Here is a 23,112-nt window from a genome sequence, read left to right on the forward strand (position 1 = left end):
GTGCCGGGCCCGGCCCGGCACCCGTCTCACACGAGGATCTCGACCGGCGCGGGATGGCTGAGGAACGCGGTGGGGCTCGCCGTGAGGCCGTACGCGCCGGCCTGGAACACGACGACCAGGTCGCCGATCTCGGCTTTCGGGAGTTCCACCCGGTCGCCGAGCAGGTCGAGGGGGGTGCACAGGCGGCCGACCACGGTGACCGGCGCGTCCGCGGGCTGCCCCATGCGGGTGGCCACGGCCATCGGATAGTTGCGCCGGATCACCTGCCCGAGGTTCCCCGAGGCCGCCAGCTGGTGGTGCATCCCGCCGTCCACGACCACGAAGGTCGTGCCCCGCGATTCCTTCCGGTCCACGACCCGGGTGACGTACACGCCGGCCTCGCCGACCAGGTAGCGCCCGAGTTCGATGACGACGCGGGCGTCCGGCAGCAGCGGGGTGACGCGCTCGTCCATGAGCCGCGCCAGGTTCTCGCCGATCGGCGCCAGGTCGAGGGGCCGGTCCCGCTGCGAGTACGGGATGCCGAACCCGCCGCCGAGGTTGAGGTACCGGATGGGCGGCGACACGTCGGCGAGCCCCAGGACCAGGTCCACGGTGCGCCGCTGCGCCTCGCAGATGTGGTCGGCGCGCAGGTTCTGCGAGCCCGCGAAGACGTGGAAGCCCTGGAAGTCGACGTCGCCGCCCAGCCGGGCGAGCACCTCGGGCACCCGTTCGGCGTCGATGCCGAACTGCTGCGGCCCGCCGCCCAGGCGCATGCCGGAGCCTCGCACCGTGAAGTCGGGATTGACCCGGATCGCGATCCGGGCGGGCACTCCGAGGGCGGCGCCGATCGCGCGCACCCTGGCCAGTTCCGTCTCCGATTCCAGTTCCACCGTCACGCCGGCCGCGACCGCCTGCGTCAGTTCCCCGGCGGTCTTGCCCGGCCCGGCGAAGCCGATCCGGGCGGCGGGCACCGGCGTGTCGAGCGCGTGCCGCAACTCCCCCGCCGAGGCCACGTCGAAGCCGTCGACCAGGCCGCTCAGATGCTGCAGCAGGGCGGGCATCGGGTTGGCCTTGACCGCGTAGCTCAGCTCGACTCCGACTGGCAGGGCGGCGCGGACGGAGGCGACCCTGCGGGTGACGAGGTCGCGGTCGTAAGCGAAGAACGGCGTGCTCCCGGCCCGGGCGGCGAGCCTCCCGATGGGGATCCCACCGACGGTCAGCTCCCCGTCGCGGTTGCCTGCCCAGGTCATCGCATCGCCCGGCGGCGGAGTTCGGCGCGGTCGAACTTGCCGTTTCCCGAGCGGGGCAACGCGTCGGCGAGGAGGAACCGGCGCGGCACCATGTAGCGGGGCAGGTCGTGTTCCATCGCCCGGCGCAGCTCCTCGGGGGTCGTGGTGGCGGCGGTGAGCACGGCGTGCAGCGTCACCGCCTCGCCCAGGTCCTCGTCCGGCACGCCGACCGCGACGGCCTCGGCGACCAGGCCGGTGGCGTAGGCCGCCTCCTCCACCTCGGTCGGGCTCAGCCGGTAGCCGGAGGTCTTGATCATGTCGTCGGTGCGTCCGACGAAGTAGATGAAGCCGTCGTCGTCGCGGTAGGCGACGTCGCCCGACCAGACGGCGATCTCGTCGGCGCCGGGCGGGAACGGCCGGAATCGCGCCGCGGTCCGGGCCGGGTCGTTCCAGTAGCCGAGTGACACCAGCGGTCCCCTGTGCACGATCTCCCCCTCCTCGCCGGGGTCGCAGACCGAACCGTCCGCCCGTACGACCAGGACCTCCGCCCCGGGGATCGCCTTGCCGATCGATCCGGGCCGGCGGTCGATCTCCGCGGGGTCGAGGTAGGTGGACCGGAAGGCCTCGGTCAGGCCGTACATCAGGAAGGGGGTGGCCTGGGGGAACGTCTCGCGCAGCCGGGCCAGGGTGGTCGTGGGCAGCCGGCCGCCGGTGTTCGCGAAATAGCGCAGGTGCCGGGTCGCCTCGTCGGGCCAGCGCTGGATGGCGAGCTGGGTCCACAGCGGCGGCACGCAGGTCAGCGCCGTCACCCGGTGCCGGGCGCAGAGCCGGACGACGTCGCGGGGCAGCAGGTAGTTGACCAGCACCACATGGGCTCCGGCCAGGAACGTGGTGGTGAGCTGGCTCAGTCCGGCGTCGAAGCTCAGCGGCAGCGCCGCGAGGACCACGTCCCGGGCGGTGTGACCGAGGTAACCGGCGACGCTCTCCGCGCCCGTGAGCAGGTTGCCGTGGCTCAGCACGACGCCCTTCGGCCGTCCGGTACTGCCGGAGGTGTAGAGGATCGCCGCGATGCCGGCGGGGGCGGTCGCCTCGTGCCGGTCCGGCGTCCCCGCGCCCAGGTCCTCGATCAGCGACGTGCGCACCGAACCGGTCAGCGTGCGCGCCCGCTCGGCTGTGGTGAGCAGGAGCACGGCGCCGCAGTCCTCGATGACGTACTCGACCTGTCGCGGTTTGAATAGCGGATTGATCGGGACGACGACCCCGCCGGCCGCCGCCACCGCGAAGATCGCCACGACCGTTTCGAGGCGCTTCTCCGCGTATATCGCGACCCGGGCGCCGGGCTCCAGCCCGCGCAGCCCTTCGGCCGCTCGCGCGACCCGGCTGCGCAGCTCGCGATAGGTGAGCGTCTCATCCTTGTACGTGACCGCCGCGTGGTCGTCGGCACCGAACCGCAGCAGGTCGTCCAGGCGCGTCAGCACGGCTCAGAGCCCGGCCCGCGCCGAGTCCAGCAGCGCCGACAGCCGGGCCCACAACGACCCCACCGTCGCGAACGTCTCCTCGTCGAGGATGTCGTCGGGCAGCTCCTGGTCGTACCCGTCCTCCAGATCGACCAGCAACTGCACCACTCCCATCGAATCCAGCCCGAGCGCGGTGAGATCGTCACCGGGGGCCAGATCACCCGGCCCGGCGTAGGGCAGATGCCGGCGGAGAATGGCCTGGAACTCGTGAGGTATTTCCATCACGGGTCTCCTCGAAATTGCTGCGCTGAATTACCGTGTTCAGCGTCATTGAATTCCGCGACACCTGTCAAGAAATGGCTCTGGCAGCTTTATGCCGAAGACAACATGCCAGCGGCAGGTCAGGACGGCGGCCGTCTTCTCATTTAGCCTGAGTACGCTGAACCGTTCAACCGCAGGAGGCCGGGTCGCCGATGAACATGGATCTCGGCTGGGGTCAGCATTACATCTGGCTCCGCTACCACGAACTGCCGCCGGGCGCTCGCCACAATACACATATCATTCTGAATCTGGACATTCCAGCGGGCCTGACGATCCAGAACTGCCGGGCGGTTCTCAATCAGACGGTCCGCCGGCACGAGACGCTGCGCACCACCTACCACTTCGACCGCGACGGCGACCCCTACCGGGTCGTCCGCCCGCCCGGCCCGTGTCCCCTCGTCGTCCTGTCCGCCGAGAAGGACGGCACGGCCATGCCCGCCGAGGTCGTCGACCGGCTCGGCACGGCCGAGTTCGACATCGCCGAAGAGTGGCCGATCCGGGTCGTCATCATCACCACCGAGGGCGCGCCCCGGCAGGCGGTGGTGGTGCTGAACCACCTCGCGGTGGACATGTGGACGGTCACGGAGCTGAAGCGCGAGATGTGGGCGAGCTGCGCGGGCGTGGTGGCCCGGCGGCCGACCGCCGTCGAACCGGTCCGGCACCGCCCCTCCGATCTGGTCCGGCACGAGGCGTCCCTGGACCCGGCGCCGGCGCTGGCGTACTGGGAGAAGGAGATCGAGGCCATGCCGGCCGACGGGTTCGGCGACCGCCGCCGGCCCGGACCGCCCGTGGAGACGCTGCGGGCGTCACTGGTCTCCCCGGCCCTGCTGGGGGCCGCGCAGCGGATCGCCGCCCGCCACCGGGTGTGGCCGTCGCAGGTCCACCTGGCGGCCTACACGGCGCTGATGGCCGCCTACACCGGCGGCCCCTCCTTCGACCATCTGACGTTCACCGGCAACCGCGAGAGCGGCCCGTACTCGAATGTCCTGACCTGCATGTTCTCCCCGCTGCTCATGCGCGTCGACGTGCGGGACGACCCGCCCTTCGCCGAGTTGCTGGCCCGCGTCGCCGACCGGTTCGAGCAGGCGCGGGAGCACGCCTACGTCCCCTACGGCGCGGTGGTCGAGCTGCTGGCCAGGAAGGGGGCCCGGCTGGCCTCGGAGTTCAACTTCATCAAGCAGCCCACCCTGGAGTCCCGCGCGCGGCGCAGCAGGGTCACCTGGCAGCCGGCGGCCGACGCCTACGGCACCGACACCTACGTCCGGGTCGACCAGTGGCAGGACTCCGTCGTGGTCGCGCTGCACGCCGCCTCCTCGGTCATGGACGGGGACGCCGTCGAGCGTTTCCTGCGCGCCCTGGAGACCGTGATCCTCACCTACGACGCGACGCCGGACGGCCTGCGGACCAGCGACGTCGCCGCACTGGCCGGCTTCGCCCCGGCGCCTCCGCCCGCCCGGCGGCACGACCTGCGGACCGTCCCGGAGCAGGGGGCGGTGGAGGCCCTGGCGGCCGCCGTCGCTCGGGCGAACGGACTCGCCGGCGTCGACCCGGACCGGAACTACGCCGACGCCGGGGGCAGGGTCCTGCGGATCCCGCGGGTGCTCGCCCTGCTCCGGGACCTCGGATGGGCGGGAGTCACCCTCCACGAGCTCACCGGCGTCACGCCGCTGGGCACCCTGGCGGGCCAATTACTACAACCCGGAGTTCGATCATGACTGAACTGTCCACGGAGACCATAAGCAGGTTCCACCAGCTCGTCTCCTCCGAGCAGGAGCTTCGCACCGCCATCGACCGCGAACTCGCCACCGCGAACCTGGACGGGCTCGTCGTCATGGGCGGCCACTTCATGCTGTTCGAGGAGGAGGGCACCGGCAGGCTCGTCCCCGGCGTCCTGGAGGAGCAGTCGTCCGCCACGATGCGCGACCGGATCGCCGGCCGGGTCGGGATCTTCCCGGGGTACACCTGGCGGCTCTCGGTCGACCTGATCACGTCGTACGCGAAAACCGTCGCCGACGTCAGGCTGCTGCTGCTGATCAACGACTGGCAGTACGTCCCCACCGGCGGCCGTCCCGCCTCTGAGCTGCGCGCCGAGTTCCTCGACGGCTTCACCGGGCTGCCCGACGGCTACGAGCGCATCCTGCGCGAGGCGGGACTGGACGCGGGGAGTGTGCTGCCCAGCCGCAAACACCCGCTGGCGTTCCCGGAGACCTGGCTCAAGTACCGCTTCCAGAAGGCCGCCGACAAGTTCGTCAAGCAGGGGAAGCTCGAAAAGCGGGTGCTGGAGTCCGGCGCGAACGACACCGAGGTCTCGTTCCTGGACGAGTCGGGCAACTACCGCACCCTGATCAGCTGCGGCGTCACCGGCTGCGCCGGCGAGATCACCGAGATGATCTCCGAGGTCCACCGGGCCGGCTACCGGACCATCGTGATCTACGCCCCGGGCGAGTGCCTGTCCCCGGTGCGGACCGGGGTCGAGATCGCGCTCAGCCTCTACGGGCTCACCGGCATGACCGTCGTGATCGCCGACCCCGGCGGCAGCGGCGAGATGTCCACCGACGAGATCTACTCGAAGCTGGTGACGGTCAGCACCTTCCGGAGTTGAGGGGCGGAACCATGGACGTCATATACCTGGACAACTGCGCCACCACCCGGGTGGACGAGGAAGTGCTCGACGCGATGCTGCCGTATCTGCGCGAGGAGTTCGGCAACCCGTCCTCCCCTCACCTGCTGGGCAAGCGTGCCCGCAGGGCGGTGGACGGGGCCGCCGAGTCGGTCGCGCGGCTTCTCGGCGGCGACCCGGCCGGCGTCGTGTTCACCTCCGGCGCGACCGAGAGCAACAACATCGCGCTGCTCGGCGCGTTCGGCCACGACGACCGCGCCCCGGTCAACGCGGTGTTCTGCCCCACCGACCACAAGTCGTCGTTGTCGGTCGCCCGCGCGCTGCGCGGGCGCGGCGTCGGCGTCCGCACCATGGCGATCCGGGCCGACGGCGTGGTCGACCTGCCCCGGTTCGCCGACCGGCTCGACTTCGACACCCGGGTGGCCACGGTGGCCTGGGTGAACAGCGAGATCGGCACCATCCAGCCGGTCCGCGAGATGGCCGCGCTCTGCCATGAGAGCGGCGCGCTGCTGCACGTCGACGCCGCCCCGGCCGCGGGCCGGATCCCGATCGACGTGGCCGGTGCGGCCGTCGACACTTTGGCCATGTCCGCCCACAAGATCGGCGGCCCGAAGGGCGTCGGCGTCCTGTACGTCCGCCCGGAGATCCGCCGCAGGATCCGCCCCATCACCTACGGCGGCGGCCAGTACGACCTGCGCAGCGGCACCATCCCCACCCACCTGGCGGTCGGTCTCGGCACGGCCTGCGAGCTGGCCTCGGCCCGCATGGAGGAGGACGGCAGGAAGGTCGCGCTGCTGCGCGCGACCGCGCTGGAACTGCTCACCCGCCGCATCCCCGGCCTGCGCCTCAACGGGCGCCCGGAGGCCGGCGTCCCGCACGTGCTGAACCTGGTGCTGCCGGGCGTGCGCGGCGAGAGCCTGGTCGCGAGCCTGCCGTCGGTGGCGCTGTCGACCGGGTCGGCGTGCAACTCCGACTCCCAGGAGCCCTCACCCGTGCTCACCGCGATCGGGGTGGGCGCCGAGGACGCCAACAGCTCCGTCAGGATGTGCCTGAGCCCCCGCATGACGGTCGAGGAACTGGTCAGAGGACTGAACCTGGTCTGCGACCGGGCTGGCGCCCTGGCCGGCGTCGTGGTGGCGACGCGCTGAGAACTCGGGTCCGCCGCCGGCGGCGGCGGACCCCCTCACGCGCCGCCGGCCAGGAAGGTGCGGGCCGCCTGCACCCCCGCCTGGAACCTGCTGGTGGCCTCCAGGTCACGCATCAGGGTGGCGATGTGCCGGCGGCAGCTCCGCACCGACATGCCGAGCTTGCGGGCCACCACCTCGTCGGTGTAGCCCTTCGCCATCAGCCCCGCGATGGCCTGCCGCAGGTCGTCGGCGACGTTCGCGTAGCCGGACTCGGCGCCCTCCAGCGGCGTCGCGGTGTCCCACAGGTGGTCGAACAGGTCGAGCAGGAACCGCACGATCCCGTCGTTGTGCACCCGCGCCACGTTGGTCTCGCCGTCCGACAGGCCGAACAGCACGACCAGCGTGCGGTCGAAGACGACCGCGGAGCGCGGGACGTGACTGACCGTGCCGATGGCCGCGCCCGCGTCGATGAGCTGCTTCAGCTTCATCCGAGTGGTCAGGTCGGCCCGGTTCCGGTGCTGGCAGACGATCCGCACGGTGACGCCGCGCGCGAGCAGCGGCAGGTACGCCCGCGCCAGCTCCTCGGCGTCGTCGTCACCGGACTGCAGGACCAGCACCTCGGTACGGCAGGCGTCCCCGGCCATCTTGAGGAAGCCGCGCACCTCCAGCGACCCGGCCAGGTACTCGATCGGCGACGGCGCGGGACCGACGAAGTCCCGGATCTGGTCGATCAGCTCCCGCCGCTGGTAGATCTCCCGCTCGACCGAGGAGACCAGCGCGTTGGCCGCGACCTGCGGGTCCACCGGGATGAACCGGTGGGCGGCGCCGTCGACGGCGCGTAACAGACGGCTCTCGACGAGCTGGTTCACCGCCTCGTTCAACTCGCGCACGCCGATGCCGAGCTCACCGGCCGCCACGTCGAGAGCGTCGATGGCGCCTTTCCTGGTCGCGTATCGGTAGACACCCGCGATGTCGGCGGGCCATTCGGTGGTCGAATTGATCATGTGCTGCCTCCTCAGAGGGTTCTCGTTCGTCGGCTGAACAGGACAAGGGACAGGCTCAGCAGAACGGCGGCCATCAGGCCCAGGACGGCGACCTCGAGCAGCACGTCGCCGAGGCCGGTCCCGGGCCGGGACAGAGTCAGGAGGGCGTCCATCCCCCAGGCGTGCGGGAACAGGTGGCCGATGGTGTCGAGCGTCGGGCCGGCGGCCTCGGCGGGCCACAGGCAGCCGCCGAGCATGCCGAGCACGATGCCGAGCGGCGGCCCGATCGCCGACGGCTGCGCCGACGAGCGGACCAGGCTGCCCATCAGGATCGCGGCCCCCGTGGCGACCAGCGCGAAGACGCCCACGACGGCGGCGACGCCGAACGGCTCGCCCCAGGAGACGCCGAACAGCAGCGAACTCACCACCATGATCAGCACCGCCTGGGCGGCGGCCACGAGGAAGCGGCTGAGCGCCTCGCCGAACAGGACGGCCCCGCGCCGCACCGGGGCGGTGAAGGCCCGGGGCAGCATGCCGATGCGGCGGCTCTCGACGAGCGCGGCGGCGACGGCCATGGAGTTGATGAACGTGAACAGCAGCAGGTTGGCCGGGGCGGTGTAGGCGAACCCCCGCGGGGTCGCGGACGCCGTGTCGGAGCCGACCACCTCGACGTCGGCCGAGGCGGCCTGCGCCCTGCGCACCAGTTCGGCGGCGTGGGCCGGGCTCGCGCCGGCCGAGGTGGCGGCGCGGGTGGCCTCGATGACGCCGGCGACCCGGCCGACGGAGGCGTCGACGGCGCTGCGGGCGGCCATGCCGCTGCCGCTGGACTGCGTCATGACCAGCTCGAATCTGGTCGAGCCCGGCGGGATGACGACTCCGGCGGCCAGCGCGCCCCCACGGACGCCGGCCCGCAGTTCCTCCTCGCCGCCGACGGTTTTGATCTCCAGGTCGGGGTGGGCGCGCAGCTCCGCCAGGACGGCGGCGGCCACCGGGTCGGACTCCTGGGCCACCACGCCGACCGGCAGCCGCGCGGCGGCGGCGCCGCCGCCCAGCGCCATGCCGACGAAGATGATGCTGACGAACGGCATGACCACGATGAAGAACAGGCCCACCCGGTCGCGGGAGTGGCGGCGCAGGTTGGCGGCGACGAGCGCCAGGACGGGGTGCGGTCTCATCCGAGCAGTCCCTTCCGGAAGCCCGTCGCGGCGAGCCCGAAGGCGGCCGCGGCGATCGCGCACAGGACGCCGATCGGCACGGCCACCGAGGCCAGTCCCGCGCCCGAGCCGGCCAGGCCGGTGAGCCCGGTGGTGGTCCAGGCGTTCGGGGTGAACAGGGCGATCTTCTGGAGCAGGTCCGGCAGGGTGTAGAGCGGGACCAGGCTGCCGCCGAAGAACGCGGCCACGAAGGAGATCACCATGATCACTCCGTCCGCCTGGGCGTCGGTCCTGGCCCGGCTGGCGACCAGCATCGTGATCGCGGTGGCGGCCAGCACGTGCGCGAGCAGGAGGGTGAACACCGCCACCGGGTCGCCCCAGGTGGAGCCGAAGATCAGCACCGAGGAGGCCCAGGTGACGCAGACGCTGACCATGGCGAGGGCGAACCCGACGACGGCCTTGCCCGCGATCGGCACCCAGCCGTGGATCGGCCCGGCCCGCATCCGGTCCAGCGTGCCCTGTTTGCGTTCGATCAGCAGGGACCGGAACGACGCGCCGACCACGAAGAAGGCGAACAGCGCGGCCATGCCGGCGCCGTAGTAGACCGACAGGTCGACCCTGCCGCCGGCCATCGGGTCGTTCTCCAGGGTCAGGGCCGGCCCGGCCGCGCCGTTGCGCTCGACGAACTCCTTGACCTCGCCGGCGGGCACGCCCGCGTCCAGGGAGGCGCGGACCGCGAGCGTGCGGGCCCGCACCAGGCTGGAGATCCGGTCCACCACGGCGTTCGCGACCACCCCCGCCAGCGGCGTGTCCGCCGAGGTCAGCACGTCGACCTTGCCGCCCTGGCCCGCGCCGACGCTGTCGCTGAACCCCGGGGGGAAGATGATGGCGGCGCCGATGTCGCCCGCGTCCAGAGCGCTCTGGGCCTGCGCCCGGCCGGGCAGGTCGCGCAGCGTCAGCACGCCGTCGAGCTCCGTGGACGCCATGACCTCGCGGCGGACACCGGCGGGGAACTCGCCGCCGTCCAGGTCGACCATGCCGACGGTGGCCCGCAGCGGCGGGTCGTCGCCGCCGAGCGCCACCCCGAACAGGGTGGCCATGGCCACCGGCACGATGATCGCGATGATCAGGGCGGTCCGGTCCCGCACCCGGGTCCGGAGCTCCAGGGCACTCACCGTGAGAAGCGATCGCACCATGTCAGTCCCTGAGCGTGTTGCCGGTGAGGTGCAGGAAAGTGGCCTCGAGGTCGGGTTCGACGACCTCGACGGCGGTGACGGCGGCGATGCCGTCGACCGTGGAGATGACCGAGGGCAGCAGGTACCGGCCGCCTTCGGCGATCAGCCGGACCGATCCGGCCGCGGTGCGGACCGCCTCGGTGACGCCGCCCAGGCCGCGCAGCTTGGCGAGCGCGGTGTCGACGTCGCCGTCCAGGGTGAGCTCGATCCGGTCGGCCCCGCCGACCAGCGCGACCAGCTCGTGGCGGGTGCCCTCGGCGACGATGGAGCCGTGGTCGACGATGGCGATCCGGTCGCAGACGCGCTCCACCTCCTCCATGTAGTGGGAGGTGTAGAGCAGGGCCATGCCGTCGGCCACCAGGCGTTCGAGGCCGTCCAGGATGGACTTGCGGCTCTGCGGGTCGACGCCGACCGTGGGCTCGTCCAGGATGAGCAGCTCGGGGCGGTGCAGCAGGGCGGCGCCGATGTTGATGCGCCGCTTCATGCCACCGGAGTAGGTGTCGAGTTTGGCGTCGGCGCGGTCGGCGAGGCCGACCAGGTCGAGCACCTCCTCCACCCGCGCGCGCACCGCCTTGCGCGGGAGGCCGAACAGGCGGCAGAAGAAGCGCAGGTTCTCCCGGCCGGTCAGATCCGGGTAGAGGGCGATCTCCTGGGGGACGTAGCCGATCTTCGCCTTGGCCGCCATCGGGTCGGCGGAAAGGTCCGCGCCGCCGACCACGACCGTGCCCGTGTCGGGCTTGAGCAGGCCGACCAGCATGGAGATCGTGGTGGTCTTGCCCGCGCCGTTCGGGCCCAGCAGCCCGTACGCTTCCCCCGGCGCGATGGTGAAGCCGACGTCGCGCACGGCGACCACGCCGCCGTAGCTCTTGCTGAGATTCGCGCAGGTCAGCGTGTCGGTCATGGCCGCCACCCCAGCGCCTCGGCGGGTTCTCCCTTGGCGGCCACGTTGCCGGCGAAGGTCTGGAGCGCGAGGTCGACGCCGAGCTGGTAGTCCAGCGGCGTGTTGCCGGTGACCCTGTTCCACAGGACGTGGTTGGCGACCGCGTCGTCGCCGCCCCAGCCCTTGGACGAGCCCATCACGAACGCGGCGCCCATCACCGACTCGCCGCTGGGGTGGTTGTCGTGGACGTCGTTGTCGACCACGCAGACCCGCTCGGTGCCGATCAGCGCGATCCCCACCCCCGAGATCGGCGGGCCCGCCGCGCCCAGCGCGCCGGGGTCGTCGCCGCCGGAAGCCAGGCCGTTGCCGTGGACGACGTTGCCGGCGACCAGGCAGTCGCGCACCCCGCCGTCCGGCTCGCCCTCGTAGGTCTGGTTGAGCAGCATCAGCCCGATGGCGTTGCCGTGGCTGACGTTGCGCAGCACCCGCACCCCGCTGGAGTTGTCGACGAACACGCCGAACGCGTTGGCGAAGGTCTCGTTGCCCTCGATGAGCGCCTCGCCCCGGCCGCAGAAACTGACCGCGACGCCGCCGTACTGGCTGCCGGAGGCCCGGCACCGCAGCACCTCGCAGCCGGCGCCCTCCCGCACGTAGACACCCCACACGGCGTTGTCCACGGCGGTCACGTCGTGGACGGCGAGGCCGGTGACGGAGTGGGCGTAGACGCCCGCGCCGGAGAAGCCGCGCACGGTCAGCCCGGCGACGGTGACGTCGCGGACGCCGTACGCGACGACGCCGGAGACCACGTCCGCGCCCGCGTCGTGCAGTTTCGGGACGTCGGGGCGGACCCCTGCTCCGGGGAGCAGCACGGCCCCCTCCCCGCGCAGGGTCACCCCGTCGTGCCTGATCCAGACGTTCCCCGGGTACTCCCCCGCGTCGAGCAGGATCGTCGCGCCGGGGCCCGCCTCGTCCAGGGCGGCCTGGATCGACCCGCCGGGCCGGACGGTTGTGGTCATGGACATCGGGCGTCCTTCCTGTCGACGTGGACGACGGCGAGGGAGACGAGCAGCCCCGCGCCGCTCCCCCAGCGGGCCGCGCCCGCCACCGGGCCGTCCAGGCGGAGCCGGGCGGCCTCCCGGCAGGCGCCGCGCAGGACGTACGCCGCGCCGGCGGTCAGGGTCAGGCCGGTGGCGGCGGTGAGCTCGGCGGCCGCCTCGTCGAGCAGCTCGCCGACCCAGGGCGGCGGCGGCTCCGGCGCGGCCTCGAAGTCGTGCCAGCTGAAGCCGGGCGGGCGGCCCCCGACGGCCTTGATCAGGCTCTCCTTGACCGGGAACGTCGCCGCGTCCAGGCCGCGGTCACGTTCGGCGCGGGTGGCGAGGTGGCGGGCGAAGGTCGCGCCGCCGCGCGCGGCGGCCCTGGTCAACCGGTCGGCCGACACGATGTCCACCCCGACCAGGACGGCGGTCATGCGGGCACCCGGCCGTGCCGGTCCAGGAACGACTCCAGGATCGCGGTGTACTCGGCGGCCCGTTCGATCATCGGGATGTGGCCGCTGTCGGCCACGACGACGACCTCGGCCTCGGGGTACTCGGCGAGCAGCTCCAGCCAGGGGTCGACCGGGGTCATCCGGTCGTGCCGGCCCCACACGTACGCCGACGGGCAGCGCACCTTGTCCAGCGCGGGCCTGACCTGGTAGCGGCGGGTGGCCTTGATGCTGCGGGCCATGCTGACCATCGCCTCGGGCGCCAGCAGCATGGTGCCGACGCCGTCCATCTGCTCCTGGGTGAAGAACCGCTCCTCGCCGTGGAAGAGCGCGGCCATCATCCGCTCGCCGAACTCCGCGCCGACCGGCCGCACGCTGGCCCGCCGGTCGAAGCTGAGGCCGACGTCGGGGTCGGGGGTGAGGCCGGGGGCGCCGCTGACCACGATGCCGCGCACCCGGTCGGGGTGACGCCCGGCGAGGTCGATCGCGACGAGCCCGCCGAGCGAGTTGGCGCACACGACCACGTCCCGCGCGCCGACCTCGTCGCAGGCCGACAGGAGCGCGTCGCCGAGCCGTTCGATCGACCCCGCCACCCGCCGGTCGAGGGCGCAGATGGCCTCGTGGGTGCGGAGCACCGGCACCCCCGCCGCCGCCAGGCGCCGGTAGGGGTGCTCCCAGATCCAGCCGCCCGCGAAGAGCGCGGACATGAACACCACGGTCGGCCGGTCGCCGTCCCCCGGCGCGTGCTCGAAGGTGAAGTCGGTCATCGTTGCTCCCGTCACAGTAGGGGGACGTCGGCGGGCGTCCACCCGCAGCCGCAGGCCGCGCCGTCGGCGAGCCGGACCACGGTGCCGCAGTCGGCGCAGCGGGCGTACTCGCGGACGGTCTCGGGGATCAGGACGCTGGTGAGGGCGCGGGCGCTGAGCCCGGCCTTGAAGAATCTGCGCACCGCCCGCTGGTGCGGGCGGGCGTGCACGGCCCGCACCGACTCGGGCCGGTCGAAGGCGGCGAGCGTGTACTTGCGGTCGCCGACGTCGAACGTGGCGACCCCGAGGAAGCCCTTGGATGCCCGCAGCCCCTTGACGATCTCCACGCTGAGCAGGTCCACCTCGGCGGCCTCCGCCGGGTCGCGGACCTCCACCCAGGTGAGGGTGAACGCGCCGGGCCGGTCGGTACGGCCGCTCGCCGCCCGTGCGCTGACCCCGAACTCGCGCACCTCGTCGGCGGCCGGCACGAAGGCGGCCCGGTACCCGAGCGCCTCGGCGACGGCCAGCCGGTCGAAGGAGCGCCTGACCCGCCCCTCGGCGGTGACGAGGTCGGTCCCGCTGATCCTGACGACGCCGCCGACGCCGGGAATGCCCAGGTAGGAGGCACGGTGGTCGGCTTCGACGGTCCACCAGACGGTCGCGGCGTCGGCGTCTCCCGTCACCTGCTCGACCTGGAGGCGCGGGTTCCTGAACCGCCCCAGGACGGCCGCCGCGTGCGCGGTCAGCGCGTCGCCGCTCAGCCAGCCAGCGGTGTCGGGGTCCTGGAACGCGGTGACGGCGGCGGCCACGGCGGCGGGGTCGGCGTTCCGCCACGCCTCCAGATGCGCTTCGGCGATCTTCCTGGCGTCCATCACGCCTCCTCTTCGCGGAGCTCGGCCGACGCCACGGCCATCGCCAGCGCCCGGCCGGACGTGTGGCTGAGCGAGAGCCGGATGCGCTGGTCGATCCGGGTCGCGAGGGCGGGGCCGAGCCGGACGGAAGGGGGATGGCCGTCGTTGCAGGCGGCGGTGCGGGCGCAGGCCGCGGTGGGGCGGGGCAGGACCTCGACCTGGGCCAGGTGCTCGGCCGTCGGCGGGACGCCGAGCAGGCGCAGGACGGCGCGCTTGGCGGCCAGCCGGCCGGCCCAGTGCTGGAGCGACCGGCCGGCGCCGGAGCGCAGCCGTTCGGCCGGGGTGTAGACGTCCTCGATCCGCATGCCGTCCAGCAGGTCCTGCGGCCGGGTGAGCCCCGCGAAGGCGACCATGGCGCTGCCCCACCGGCTCATGCCGCGAACTCCCTGGCCAGCCGGCGCAGCGTGCCGGGGTCGGCCATGCTCAGGCAGCGCGCGCCGGCCCGGCGGGACAACCCGGCCAGCACCTTGCTGTCGCCCACCTCGACGGCGAGCCCGAGCGCGTCCACCACCGTGACGGTGTCCGTCCAGCGGACCCGGCCGGTGAGCTGGGCGATCAGCGCGTCCCTGAGCACGTCGAGGTCCTCGGTGGGCCGGCCGGTGACGTTGGGGACGACCGGCACCCGGGGCGCCGCCATCGGCGCGGCCCGGACGGCCTCGGCCCATCCCGGCACGGCCGCGGCCATCAACGGCGAGTGGAAGGCGTTGCCCACCGACAGCGGCACGATCTTGTCGGCGTCGGCGGCCAGGCCGGTCAGCCGGTCCAGCGCCGCCGTCGAACCGGAGACGACCACGTGTCCGGGCGCGTTCTCCAGCCCGACCACGAGCGGCTCCTCCGGGGCCTGGGCCAGCGCGGCCAGTTCCTCGACCCGCTCGACCGGCAGGCCCATCACCGCGCGCATCCCGCCCGTCACGCCGACCCGCGACATCAGCCGCGACCTGGTCTCCACCAGGCGGACCGTGTCGGCGAGCCCGAGCACCCCGGCCGCGTGCAGCGCGGTCAGCTCGCCGACGCTGTGCCCGGCCACCACGCCCGGCTCATAGCCCTCCTCCCGCAGGACGGCCAGCGCCGCCAGGTTGCACGCGGTCACCGCGAGCTGCGCGTGCTCGGTGGCCACCAGCCGGTCGAGCGGGCCGCGCACGCACAACGCCGAGATCGGGTGGGTCAGGAGTCCGTCCACCTCGTCGAGCACGGCGCGGGCGACCGGCCGGCGGCGCAACCAGGCGCCCATGCCGACCCGGACGGTGCCCTGACCGGGGAACAGGTAGCCGAGCATCAGAGCCGCCTGCGCGGGCGTCGTTCGGCCTGGGCCGAGTCCTCCGTGCCGAGGAAGCCCAGCAGCAGCTTGCTGACCAGTTCGGGGGCGTCGAGCGGAATCCAGTGGCCGGCCTCCTCGACCCGCTCGTACCGCCACGGGCCCTTCACGAACTTGGCCGAGCCGAGCATGCCCTCCTCGCGCAGCGCCTGGTCGCGGGACCCCCAGATGCCCAGGGTCGGGGCCAGGACCGGCGGGAACGGCCGGGCGGGCCGCAGCTCCGCCTCGGGCGAGCGGTTCGCGCGGTACCAGTTCAGGCCGGCGGTCAGCGCGCCGGGCCGGGCCATGTCGCGCAGGTAGCGGTCGTGGTCGCCCTCCCTGCCCATGATCTCCTTGAACAGCCGCCAGCCGTTGCGGCGCAGCAGTTCCTCGCTGATCCCGGGGAACTGGTAGAGCAGCATGTACCAGGAGGCCGCGCGCTGCTCGATGGACGGCCGCGCGAACACCCCGGGGTGGCCGACGGACAACACGGCCAGGTGGTCGATCCTGCGGGGCATCAGGAACGCGTACATCCAGGCGATGGCCGCGCCCCAGTCGTGGCCGACCACGTGCGGGCGGCGGATGCCGAGCCTGCTGGTGAGCGCGACGACGTCGTTGACGATCGTCTGCATGCGGTACGCCTCGATCTCCTGCGGCTTGGAGGAGTCGCCGAAGCCGCGCAGGTCGGGCGCGATCACCCGGAATCCGCCGTCGACGAGCGCCGGGATCTGGTGCCGCCACAGGTAGGAGGAGTCGGGGTAGCCGTGCAGCAGGATGACGGGGTCGCCTTCGCCCTCGTCCACGTAGGCGATGTCGACGTCGTTGACGCGCACCGTCTTCTTCTCGGTCATGCCGTCTCCCTGAACAACCGTTCCGCGAAGAACTCGCTGAATCCGAACTCGGGCACATCTTCGGGGGCCACCATGTTCAGCAGGCCCGTGACCTGGGCGGCGAAGTTCTTCGCCATCAACCGGCGGGCCCGCCGGCGGCGTTCCACCGCCTCGGGGCCGAACTCCACGTGCAGCCGGCTGACGATGTCGGCGCCGAACGCCAGCCGGTCCAGCCGGAACTCGCGCTCCCGCACGTACGGCTCGAACGCCGCCGGCGACCAGTCGCCGGAGCCGAGCAGGATGTCGCAGACGGTCCGGGAGTCGCGCATCGCGCAGGAGAGCCCGGTGCCGAGCACCGTGTCGGCGTTGCCGGCCTCGTCGCCGATCAGCACCACGCCCTCGGCCAGCGGCGGCCCCTCCGGCACGCTCGACACCGACGGCCACACCGACAGCGGCCCGGCCGGGACGGCCTCGGTGACGGCCTTGCCGCGGTCGGGCAGGCAGTCGAGCTCGAACGCGGCCAGGAACCGTTCGACGCCCCCCTCGCCCCGGTAGCGCAGCTTGTTCTCGGCGGGGAAGTTCAGGTAGAGGCGGGCGCGGCCGTACCCCTGCGGGAAGACCATGAACATCACGTCGCCCTCGGTGCCCATGGCCTGCACGTCGGCCGGCCAGGCGTCCAGGCCCTCGACCATCATGCCGCCGCCCCAGTGGTGCATGGAGTTGCGCATGGTGACGCCGATCTGCCGCCCGACGGTGCAGCCCCGGCCGGTCGCGCCGAGCACCATCCTCGGGCGGATCTCGTGCTCGCCCTCGGCGGTCTGGTAGGTGACGACGGGTTCCGGTCCGGCGGCGACGCGGATGCGGGAGGCGTCCATCACCAGGCGGGCGCCCGACCCCACGGCCTGCGCGGCCATCAGCTCGCACACCGCGTGGTGCGGGAACGACATCGGGCCGCCGACGCCGGGGATGAACCCGGTCATGTCCACGGCCTCCACCTCGTCGTCGCCGACCGCCTCGTCCCAGGTCATCCACTCGCGGATCTCCCAGGCTCCGCCCGCCCCGAAGCAGTCGTAGACGCCGAGCCGCTGCGCCTCGCGGATGCCCCAGGGGGCCAGCCACTCACCGCGGACCAGATCGTGGTAGGCCCGCTGCTTCTCCAGGAGCACGACCTCCAGCCCACCGGCGGACAGTCGGCAGGCCGCCGACGCGCCCGCGATGCCGCCTCCGACGATCACGACATCGGTCATGCCTCCCACCTCTCCCAGTACGTGCGTTCCTTCGCGCCGACCCGGTCCGCCGGGCGGAAGTCGGTGCCCACCGTGTAGGCGACCGGGATCATGCAGACCTGCGTCACCCCGGACGGGATGCCCAGCAGCTCGCCGACCTGCCGTTCGTGCGGGATGTGCATGCAGGTGATCGTGCTGCCGAGGCCGCGGCTGCGCAGCGCCAGCTGGAAGGACCAGATGGCGGGGAAGATCGAGCCGTAGAAGATGCTGGCCCGCATCGGGCCGAGCCGGACGTGGTGGCCCGGGTCCTCCGGCGGCTTGGTCGACATGCGCTCCCGCCAGGCGGCGTCGATCGCCTCGATGTCCGGCGGGCGGCCGAGCACGCACGGGATGACCAGGATCGGCACCCGCGCGATCGTCTCGGCCAGCGCGACCACCGACGCGTTGTTGCGGCGGGCCTGCGCCGTGTTCCGCCGCCGCCCCGCGTTGGTCCACACGTCGTTGCGGTGGAACAACCAGGACGCCCGGGTCATCTCGGCGATCTTCTCTTTGACGGCGGGCTCGCTGACCACGAGCCAGCGCCAGTTCTGGTGGTTGTTCGCGGTGGGCGCCTGGACGGCGATCTCCAGCGTCTCCTCGACGATCTCCCTGGGCACCGGCCGGTCCAGGTCCAGACGGCGGCGTACGGACCGGGTCGTGGTCAGCAGCCGATCGGTCTCGCTCACCTCGAAGAGGGTCATATCGCCCCCAGCACGACGGCGCCGCGCACCGAGCCGGGCGCGGAGCTGAGCACCAGCGCCCGCCGGGCCGGCTCCGGCAGCTCCGGTTCGCCCAGGTAGTCGGCGAGCCCGCCGGCCACCGGCGTGGCCAGCCCGGTCAGGGCGGGCGCGACCCCGTCCCTGATCGCGAGCGCGGCCAGCGTGATGTTGAGGGCGCCGGTCGCGGCCTGGCAGTCGCCGGTGAGCCCGGCCGACGCGGTCAGCGGCACGCCCGGCAGCGCGGCCAGCACGGAGGCGGCCTCCTCGGCGTCGTCGCCGCCGCCGGTGGCCGCGCCGACCACCAGGTCGAGCGGCTCGGTGAGCCCGGCGAGGCCGGTGAGCCCGTCGAAGGGCCCGCTGACGTGACCGGCCTCCAGCACCCGCGCGTACGGGGCCCCGCCCCGCGCCGCGCAGTGGTCGGCGGCCTCCACCACGAACGCGACCGCCGCCGACCCGGGCACCCGTGTCGAGTCCCGGTCGTACGGCGACACGAACACGTCCTGGGGGACCACGCCGACGTGCTCGTCGGCGGCCACCACCAGGACCACATCGGCCTTGCCGTCCCTGATCATCTCCAGCGCGCAGGTCAGCGCGATCGACGCCGACGCCCCGCCGTTGCAGATCGTCGTGGTCGGCCCGCGTAACCCGAGGGTCTGGCAGACCGCGCCGCCGGTGGCGTTCAGCACCACGTTGGAGAAGCTGAGCACGGCGGGCTTGTTCGGGTTGGCCGCGATGCTGTCGTCGAAGCCGCCGGTGCTCTCGGCCGACCCGGCGCCGGTGGCGAACACCAGCGCGACGTCGTCGAGTTCCTTCCTGGGCAGCTTCAGCCCGGCGTCCTCCCAGCTCAGCCGGGCGGCCGCGATGGCCATCCTGGACAGGTTGTTCATGTGCCGCCAGAGCGAGCGGGGCGCGAACGTCCGGCCCTCCAGGGAGGGCCGCGCGCCCGGTGCCCGGCGGCCGGCCAGGATGGCCTCGGTGGTCTCGGCCACGCCGGCCCCGAGCCCGCTGACCGGCCCGAGCCCGGTGATCACGGCCTCCCGCGGCGCCGGTTCCGCCCACTCCCGGTCGGGGCCGGGTGTGGTCAGGACCAGCGAGACGTTGTTGCCGCCGAAGGCGTAGTTGTTGGAGACGACCGTGCCGGTCGAGAGCTCTCGCGCCTGGTTCGGCACGAAGTCCAGGTCGCCCGGCACGGCGTCGGCGTCGAAGCCTATCGTGGGGGGCGCGACGCCGTCGCGCAGGGCGAGCACGGCGGCGACCGCCTCGACCGCGCCGGCCGCGCCCAGGGTGTGGCCGACGAACGACTTGATGCTGCTGGTCGGCACCTGCCCGGCGCGCGGCCCGAAGACCGTGCGCATGACCTTGGCCTCCATGGCGTCGTTGGCCGGGGTGCCCGTGCCGTGCCCGCTGACGTAGCCGACGTCGCCGGTGGTCAGGCCGGCGTCGGCGAGCGCCCGCCGCATCGCCGACACCCCGCCGCGGCCGGTGGGGTCGGGGGCGGTGGCGTGGTAGGCGTCGGCGGACAGGCCGTACCCGGCGACCTCGGCCAGCGGGACCGCGCCCCGGGCCAGCGCCAGGTCCAGCGGCTCCAGCAGCAGGAACGCGGCTCCTTCGCCGAGGTTCAGGCCGTCGGAGTGGCTGTAGGGCCGGCACGGGCCGGTGCTCAGGGCCTTGAGCCCGGCGAAGCCGGCGTAGGTGCCGAACAGCAGCGGGTCGACGCCGCCGGCCAGGACGGCGTCGGCCTCCCCGGCGCGGATCTTGTCCTTGGCCAGCCCGACCGCGTTGCCGCCGGCCGCGCAGGCCGTGGACACCAGGATGCGGGGGCCGCGCATGCCCAGCCGGTCGGCGATCACGTCCTGGGTGTGGTGCATGGGCTGGTAGTGGCCGGCCGCGTCGGGGGTGGCCTGGCACTTGCCGAGGATCATCCCGAACCGGGTGGCCTCGACGCCGGTCAGCCCCGCCTGGGCGATCGCCTGACGGGCGGCGATCAGGGCGAGCGCGGCGGTGCGGTCCAGGGTGGTGTCGGGCTCGGGCAGCTGCCCGGTGACCCACTCGTCCGGGACCTGTCCGGCGTACCGGGCCTCGAAGACCTCGAAGGCCGGGTCCTGGATGGGGGTGAGGCCGCCCTGGCCGGTGGTGAGCCGGTGCCAGAACTCTTCGGGGTCTCGGCCGACGGCACAGATGACTCCCAGGCCGGTGACGACGACGGGCCGCAGCGCCATACTGGATCTCCTTACCTGGCGGAACCGATCAGATGATCGGGATGCTCCAGCTCTTGGGCACGATGTAAGGGCTGGTCAGCGTGGTCACGCCGGCGCCTTCCACGGTGAGCTCCAGCCCGGCGGCGGCCAGCCCGGCCTCCACCCTGGCCAGGCCGAGGGTCGCGCCGAGGCCGACGCTGCGCACCGCGAACACCACCTCGCCGACGTCCTCGCCGCCGGCCAGGACGCGCGCGCCCGGCTCGGGCACGACGTCGCCGCCGGAGAAGCCGACGGTCCTGCGGCCCTGCCGCGACTCGAACGCGGCGAGCACGGCCTCCTTGCCGACGAACTCGTCCTTGGTGACGTCGACCAGCCAGTTGGCGCCGATCTCGATCACGTCGGCGTCGCCGGCGGTCTCCAGCCGCGGGATGGGCTGGCGCACCTCCAGCATGGCCAGCTCCAGCGCCTCCTGCCCGGAGGGGGTGACGTGCTCCAGGGTGGCCCGCCACAGGTCGGCGGCCGACTCGACCGGCACGATCATCTGGTAGCCGTACTCGCCGGTGAACCCGGTCCGGGCGAAGACGATCTCGACGTCGTTCCACACGGTGTCCGACACCGCCTCGAAGGGCAGCGAGGCCAGCTCGCCGTCGATCAGGCGGCCGACGACGCCCCAGGCGTACGGGCCTTCGAGACCGATCACGGTCAGGTCGGCGGACCGGTCGACGATCTCCACGCCCTCGTCGTTGTGGGCCCGCAGATGCTCGATCAGCCGGGTGCCCGCCCCGACCGAGCTCTCCAGCAGCAGCCCGTCCTCCCGGCCGAACGCCAGGACCTGGTCGACGACCCGCCCGTCGTCGTCCAGCACCAGGCTCATCATGCAGCGCTCGGAGGTCAGGTACTCGACGTCGCGGGCCAGCACCCGCTGCGCGAAGTCGACCGCGGCGGGGCCGCTGATCTCGACCAGCGTGTGCCCGCTCAGGTCGAGCGCCACCGCCCGGTCCCTGAGCACGCCGTACTCGGTCGACAGGTCGGTGAAGCGGAGCGGGACGGTGGCGTCGCCCACCTGGCCGTGAACGGTGCCCTCGGGGTGCGTGAGCGTCATCTGGTCACACCTTTCCTGCGGCGGCGTTGCCCGCCGGATCGACGATGGTGAGGTTTCCTTCGGCGGCGACCTGGCCGTCGACCCGGGCCGAGACCCGGAACTCGGCGAAGCCCGCGCCGCCTCCGGTCCGCTCGGCAGTGAGGGTGAGCCGGTCGCCGGGGACGACCGGGCGGCGGAACCGCATCGACCTGACCCCGGCCAGGTAACTGATCCGGCTGGCCCCGGCCAGGGCGAAGACCACGCCGGCGAGCTGCGCCATGGCCTCGATGATCACCACGCCGGGCAGCACCGCCTCGGTCGGGAAGTGGCCCTGGAACCACAACTCGGTGCCGGTGACGTTCTTGGTCGCCGTGCCCTTGACGCCGGGTTCGACCTTGCCGACCCGGTCCAGCAGCAACATCGGCCAGCGGTGCGGCAGCACCTCGCGGATCTGGTCGTTGGTCAGCCCGGTGACGGGGGCCGCCGCCACGATCGTCATGCGCTCGCCCTGAGCCGCGGGTCGACCTCGTCGGCGAGGCGGGAGATGGAGCCGAAGACCGCCATCTCGCTGTCGTACAGGGCCACCCCGAACTCGGCCTCGATCGCGACGTACAGCTCCAGCACGTCCAGGCTGTCGAGTTCGAGGCCGCGCCCGAAGAGCGGCTGGTCGTCGGTGATCCAGTCGGGCTCGACCTCCAGGTCGAGGCGGGACACGATCATCTTCTTGATCTGGCTGCACGTCTGCTGACGCTCGGCGGCCTTGGCACGCAGCTCGTCGACGGTCATCTGTCCTCCAGGTTGGGTTCTTCAGCCGAGGCCGCCGCCGTGGGCGACCACGACAGAGCCGGAGATGTAGGACGCCTTGTCGGATGCGAGGAAGCTGACGATCGAGGCGATCTCCTCGGGCCGCCCCATCCGGCCCAGCCGGATGCGGGACTCGTACTGCTTCCTGATCTCGGCGGGCACCTTTCGGGTCATGTCGGTGGCGACGAAACCGGGCGCGACGACGTTCGCGCGCACCCCGTGGGGGGCGGCCTCGTTGGACAGCGCCCGGGTGAACGCGATGATCGCGCCCTTGGACGCCACGTAGTTGGTCTGGCCGGGGAAGCCGCCGTCCAGGCCGCTGGTGGAGGACAGCGTCACGATCGCGCCGCGGCGCTGGTGCTGCATCAGCCGCAGGCCCTCCCGGCAGGCCAGGAAGGTGCCGGTCATGTTGACGTCCATCGGCGTGCGGAACTGCTCCAGGTTCATCGCGACGAGGTAGCGGTCCAGGGTGATGCCGGCGCTGGTCACCAGGATGTCCAGCCGGCCCTGGACGGCGCGGACCTCGCGGAACATCGCCCGCACCGCGTCCTCGTCGGTGACGTCCGCGCGGACGGCCGTCGCGGTGCCGCCGCGCTCCTCGATGAGGGTGACGACCTCCTTGGCGTCGGCCTCGGAGCGGGCGTAGTTGACGATCACGTGCGCGCCCTCGGCGGCGAGGTCGAGCGCGACGGCCCGGCCGATGCCGCGGGAGCCGCCCGTAACCAGGGCCACGGAGCCTTCGGCAAAGAGCATCGTCGTCTCCAGACAATCGAACTCGGAAATAGTCCGAAACTTC

At 72.8% G+C, this 23,112-nt stretch carries 24 protein-coding genes; 3 read left to right on the forward strand and 21 right to left on the reverse strand.

What is annotated here, in order from left to right; translation table 11 throughout:
* Positions 1 to 26: 26 nt before the first annotated feature.
* Genes GT755_RS04670 through GT755_RS04680 form a run of 3 tightly spaced genes read right to left on the reverse strand, consistent with a single transcriptional unit; the run spans position 27 to position 2,947 of the window.
* The gene (locus GT755_RS04670) at positions 27 to 1,229 is read right to left on the reverse strand and encodes a pyridoxal-dependent decarboxylase, exosortase A system-associated (protein ID WP_161478420.1); all 1,203 of its coding nucleotides are present in this window, start codon (positions 1,227 to 1,229) and stop codon (positions 27 to 29) included.
* Entirely contained in the window at positions 1,226 to 2,686 is a 1,461-nt protein-coding gene (locus GT755_RS04675) for an AMP-binding protein (protein WP_161478421.1), read from the reverse strand. The genes GT755_RS04670 and GT755_RS04675 overlap by 4 nt, the downstream gene beginning before the upstream one ends.
* Before the next feature lie 3 nt (positions 2,687 to 2,689).
* Positions 2,690 to 2,947 (reverse strand): phosphopantetheine-binding protein, encoded by a 258-nt coding sequence (locus GT755_RS04680; RefSeq protein ID WP_161478422.1) that lies wholly within the window; start codon positions 2,945 to 2,947, stop codon positions 2,690 to 2,692.
* Positions 2,948 to 3,138: 191 nt separating this feature from the next.
* Between GT755_RS04680 and GT755_RS04685 the strand changes: the two genes are divergently transcribed.
* From GT755_RS04685 to GT755_RS04695, 3 genes are read left to right on the forward strand one after another with little or no spacing between them, the layout of a single operon-like run.
* Entirely contained in the window at positions 3,139 to 4,701 is a 1,563-nt protein-coding gene (locus GT755_RS04685; RefSeq protein ID WP_161478423.1) for a condensation domain-containing protein, read from the forward strand.
* Positions 4,698 to 5,588 (forward strand): hypothetical protein, encoded by an 891-nt coding sequence (locus tag GT755_RS04690; RefSeq protein ID WP_202609579.1) that lies wholly within the window; start codon positions 4,698 to 4,700, stop codon positions 5,586 to 5,588. The genes GT755_RS04685 and GT755_RS04690 overlap by 4 nt, the downstream gene beginning before the upstream one ends.
* Positions 5,589 to 5,599: 11 nt before the next feature.
* Positions 5,600 to 6,754 (forward strand): cysteine desulfurase family protein, encoded by a 1,155-nt coding sequence (locus GT755_RS04695; protein WP_161478424.1) that lies wholly within the window; start codon positions 5,600 to 5,602, stop codon positions 6,752 to 6,754.
* Between the two features lie 35 nt (positions 6,755 to 6,789).
* Here the strand turns inward: GT755_RS04695 and GT755_RS04700 are convergent, their stop codons facing one another.
* From GT755_RS04700 to fabG, 18 genes are read right to left on the reverse strand one after another with little or no spacing between them, the layout of a single operon-like run.
* Complete coding sequence (locus tag GT755_RS04700) at positions 6,790 to 7,737, reverse strand: hypothetical protein (protein ID WP_161478425.1); 948 nt, start codon at positions 7,735 to 7,737, stop codon at positions 6,790 to 6,792.
* Positions 7,738 to 7,748: 11 nt separating this feature from the next.
* Complete coding sequence (locus tag GT755_RS04705) at positions 7,749 to 8,891, reverse strand: ABC transporter permease (protein WP_161478426.1); 1,143 nt, start codon at positions 8,889 to 8,891, stop codon at positions 7,749 to 7,751.
* On the reverse strand, positions 8,888 to 10,066 hold the full coding sequence (locus GT755_RS04710; RefSeq protein ID WP_161478427.1) for an ABC transporter permease: 1,179 nt from the start codon (positions 10,064 to 10,066) through the stop codon (positions 8,888 to 8,890). The genes GT755_RS04705 and GT755_RS04710 overlap by 4 nt, the downstream gene beginning before the upstream one ends.
* A 1-nt stretch (position 10,067) precedes the next feature.
* Positions 10,068 to 11,006, reverse strand: coding sequence for an ABC transporter ATP-binding protein (locus GT755_RS04715; protein ID WP_161478428.1), 939 nt, complete (start codon positions 11,004 to 11,006; stop codon positions 10,068 to 10,070).
* The gene (locus GT755_RS04720) at positions 11,003 to 12,001 is read right to left on the reverse strand and encodes a right-handed parallel beta-helix repeat-containing protein (protein ID WP_235965805.1); all 999 of its coding nucleotides are present in this window, start codon (positions 11,999 to 12,001) and stop codon (positions 11,003 to 11,005) included. The genes GT755_RS04715 and GT755_RS04720 overlap by 4 nt, the downstream gene beginning before the upstream one ends.
* Entirely contained in the window at positions 11,998 to 12,453 is a 456-nt protein-coding gene (locus tag GT755_RS04725; protein WP_161478430.1) for a holo-ACP synthase, read from the reverse strand. Before GT755_RS04725 ends, GT755_RS04720 begins: the two co-directional genes overlap by 4 nt.
* Entirely contained in the window at positions 12,450 to 13,235 is a 786-nt protein-coding gene (locus GT755_RS04730) for an alpha/beta fold hydrolase (RefSeq protein ID WP_161478431.1), read from the reverse strand. Before GT755_RS04730 ends, GT755_RS04725 begins: the two co-directional genes overlap by 4 nt.
* Positions 13,236 to 13,246: 11 nt before the next feature.
* Entirely contained in the window at positions 13,247 to 14,086 is an 840-nt protein-coding gene (locus GT755_RS04735) for an ester cyclase (protein ID WP_161478432.1), read from the reverse strand.
* Positions 14,086 to 14,499: a holo-ACP synthase gene (locus tag GT755_RS04740; protein WP_161478433.1), complete on the reverse strand. Its 414-nt coding sequence runs from the start codon at positions 14,497 to 14,499 to the stop codon at positions 14,086 to 14,088. Before GT755_RS04740 ends, GT755_RS04735 begins: the two co-directional genes overlap by 1 nt.
* A complete protein-coding gene (locus GT755_RS04745) occupies positions 14,496 to 15,401 on the reverse strand; it encodes an ACP S-malonyltransferase (protein WP_161478434.1) in 906 nt (301 codons plus the stop codon). Before GT755_RS04745 ends, GT755_RS04740 begins: the two co-directional genes overlap by 4 nt.
* A complete protein-coding gene (locus tag GT755_RS04750) occupies positions 15,401 to 16,270 on the reverse strand; it encodes an alpha/beta fold hydrolase (protein ID WP_161478435.1) in 870 nt (289 codons plus the stop codon). The genes GT755_RS04745 and GT755_RS04750 overlap by 1 nt, the downstream gene beginning before the upstream one ends.
* Complete coding sequence (locus tag GT755_RS04755) at positions 16,267 to 17,496, reverse strand: FAD-dependent oxidoreductase (protein WP_161478436.1); 1,230 nt, start codon at positions 17,494 to 17,496, stop codon at positions 16,267 to 16,269. The genes GT755_RS04750 and GT755_RS04755 overlap by 4 nt, the downstream gene beginning before the upstream one ends.
* Positions 17,493 to 18,200 (reverse strand): nitroreductase family protein, encoded by a 708-nt coding sequence (locus tag GT755_RS04760; RefSeq protein WP_285580219.1) that lies wholly within the window; start codon positions 18,198 to 18,200, stop codon positions 17,493 to 17,495. The genes GT755_RS04755 and GT755_RS04760 overlap by 4 nt, the downstream gene beginning before the upstream one ends.
* Before the next feature lie 11 nt (positions 18,201 to 18,211).
* On the reverse strand, positions 18,212 to 20,452 hold the full coding sequence (locus tag GT755_RS04765) for a beta-ketoacyl-[acyl-carrier-protein] synthase family protein (RefSeq protein WP_161478438.1): 2,241 nt from the start codon (positions 20,450 to 20,452) through the stop codon (positions 18,212 to 18,214).
* A 28-nt stretch (positions 20,453 to 20,480) separates the two neighbouring features.
* Positions 20,481 to 21,533, reverse strand: coding sequence for an aminomethyl transferase family protein (locus tag GT755_RS04770; RefSeq protein WP_161478439.1), 1,053 nt, complete (start codon positions 21,531 to 21,533; stop codon positions 20,481 to 20,483).
* A 4-nt stretch (positions 21,534 to 21,537) separates the two neighbouring features.
* Complete coding sequence (gene fabZ / locus GT755_RS04775; protein WP_161478440.1) at positions 21,538 to 22,011, reverse strand: 3-hydroxyacyl-ACP dehydratase FabZ; 474 nt, start codon at positions 22,009 to 22,011, stop codon at positions 21,538 to 21,540.
* On the reverse strand, positions 22,008 to 22,298 hold the full coding sequence (locus GT755_RS04780; RefSeq protein WP_161478441.1) for an acyl carrier protein: 291 nt from the start codon (positions 22,296 to 22,298) through the stop codon (positions 22,008 to 22,010). Before GT755_RS04780 ends, fabZ begins: the two co-directional genes overlap by 4 nt.
* A gap of 21 nt (positions 22,299 to 22,319) precedes the next feature.
* Positions 22,320 to 23,069 carry a 3-oxoacyl-ACP reductase FabG gene (gene fabG / locus GT755_RS04785; RefSeq protein WP_161478442.1) on the reverse strand — a complete coding sequence of 250 codons (750 nt, stop codon included), beginning with the start codon at positions 23,067 to 23,069 and terminating at the stop codon, positions 22,320 to 22,322.
* Positions 23,070 to 23,112 lie beyond the last annotated feature (43 nt).

The organism is Herbidospora solisilvae (assembly GCF_009901565.1).
Lineage (GTDB): Bacteria > Actinomycetota > Actinomycetes > Streptosporangiales > Streptosporangiaceae > Herbidospora > Herbidospora solisilvae.

Excerpts from the sequence above, each read along its gene's own strand:
- GT755_RS04670 (WP_161478420.1), bottom strand. The coding sequence starts at position 1,229 with ATGACCTGGGCAGGCAACCGCGACGGGGAGCTGACCGTCGGTGGGATC.
- GT755_RS04680 (WP_161478422.1), bottom strand. The coding sequence starts at position 2,947 with ATGGAAATACCTCACGAGTTCCAGGCCATTCTCCGCCGGCATCTGCCC.
- GT755_RS04685 (WP_161478423.1), top strand. The coding sequence starts at position 3,139 with ATGAACATGGATCTCGGCTGGGGTCAGCATTACATCTGGCTCCGCTAC.
- GT755_RS04690 (WP_202609579.1), top strand. The coding sequence starts at position 4,698 with ATGACTGAACTGTCCACGGAGACCATAAGCAGGTTCCACCAGCTCGTC.
- GT755_RS04695 (WP_161478424.1), top strand. The coding sequence starts at position 5,600 with ATGGACGTCATATACCTGGACAACTGCGCCACCACCCGGGTGGACGAG.
- GT755_RS04700 (WP_161478425.1), bottom strand. The coding sequence starts at position 7,737 with ATGATCAATTCGACCACCGAATGGCCCGCCGACATCGCGGGTGTCTAC.
- GT755_RS04705 (WP_161478426.1), bottom strand. The coding sequence starts at position 8,891 with ATGAGACCGCACCCCGTCCTGGCGCTCGTCGCCGCCAACCTGCGCCGC.
- GT755_RS04710 (WP_161478427.1), bottom strand. The coding sequence starts at position 10,066 with ATGGTGCGATCGCTTCTCACGGTGAGTGCCCTGGAGCTCCGGACCCGG.
- GT755_RS04715 (WP_161478428.1), bottom strand. The coding sequence starts at position 11,006 with ATGACCGACACGCTGACCTGCGCGAATCTCAGCAAGAGCTACGGCGGC.
- GT755_RS04720 (WP_235965805.1), bottom strand. The coding sequence starts at position 12,001 with ATGACCACAACCGTCCGGCCCGGCGGGTCGATCCAGGCCGCCCTGGAC.
- GT755_RS04725 (WP_161478430.1), bottom strand. The coding sequence starts at position 12,453 with ATGACCGCCGTCCTGGTCGGGGTGGACATCGTGTCGGCCGACCGGTTG.
- GT755_RS04730 (WP_161478431.1), bottom strand. The coding sequence starts at position 13,235 with ATGACCGACTTCACCTTCGAGCACGCGCCGGGGGACGGCGACCGGCCG.
- GT755_RS04735 (WP_161478432.1), bottom strand. The coding sequence starts at position 14,086 with ATGGACGCCAGGAAGATCGCCGAAGCGCATCTGGAGGCGTGGCGGAAC.
- GT755_RS04740 (WP_161478433.1), bottom strand. The coding sequence starts at position 14,499 with ATGAGCCGGTGGGGCAGCGCCATGGTCGCCTTCGCGGGGCTCACCCGG.
- GT755_RS04745 (WP_161478434.1), bottom strand. The coding sequence starts at position 15,401 with ATGCTCGGCTACCTGTTCCCCGGTCAGGGCACCGTCCGGGTCGGCATG.
- GT755_RS04750 (WP_161478435.1), bottom strand. The coding sequence starts at position 16,270 with ATGACCGAGAAGAAGACGGTGCGCGTCAACGACGTCGACATCGCCTAC.
- GT755_RS04755 (WP_161478436.1), bottom strand. The coding sequence starts at position 17,496 with ATGACCGATGTCGTGATCGTCGGAGGCGGCATCGCGGGCGCGTCGGCG.
- GT755_RS04765 (WP_161478438.1), bottom strand. The coding sequence starts at position 20,452 with ATGGCGCTGCGGCCCGTCGTCGTCACCGGCCTGGGAGTCATCTGTGCC.
- GT755_RS04770 (WP_161478439.1), bottom strand. The coding sequence starts at position 21,533 with ATGACGCTCACGCACCCCGAGGGCACCGTTCACGGCCAGGTGGGCGAC.
- fabZ (WP_161478440.1), bottom strand. The coding sequence starts at position 22,011 with ATGACGATCGTGGCGGCGGCCCCCGTCACCGGGCTGACCAACGACCAG.
- GT755_RS04780 (WP_161478441.1), bottom strand. The coding sequence starts at position 22,298 with ATGACCGTCGACGAGCTGCGTGCCAAGGCCGCCGAGCGTCAGCAGACG.
- fabG (WP_161478442.1), bottom strand. The coding sequence starts at position 23,069 with ATGCTCTTTGCCGAAGGCTCCGTGGCCCTGGTTACGGGCGGCTCCCGC.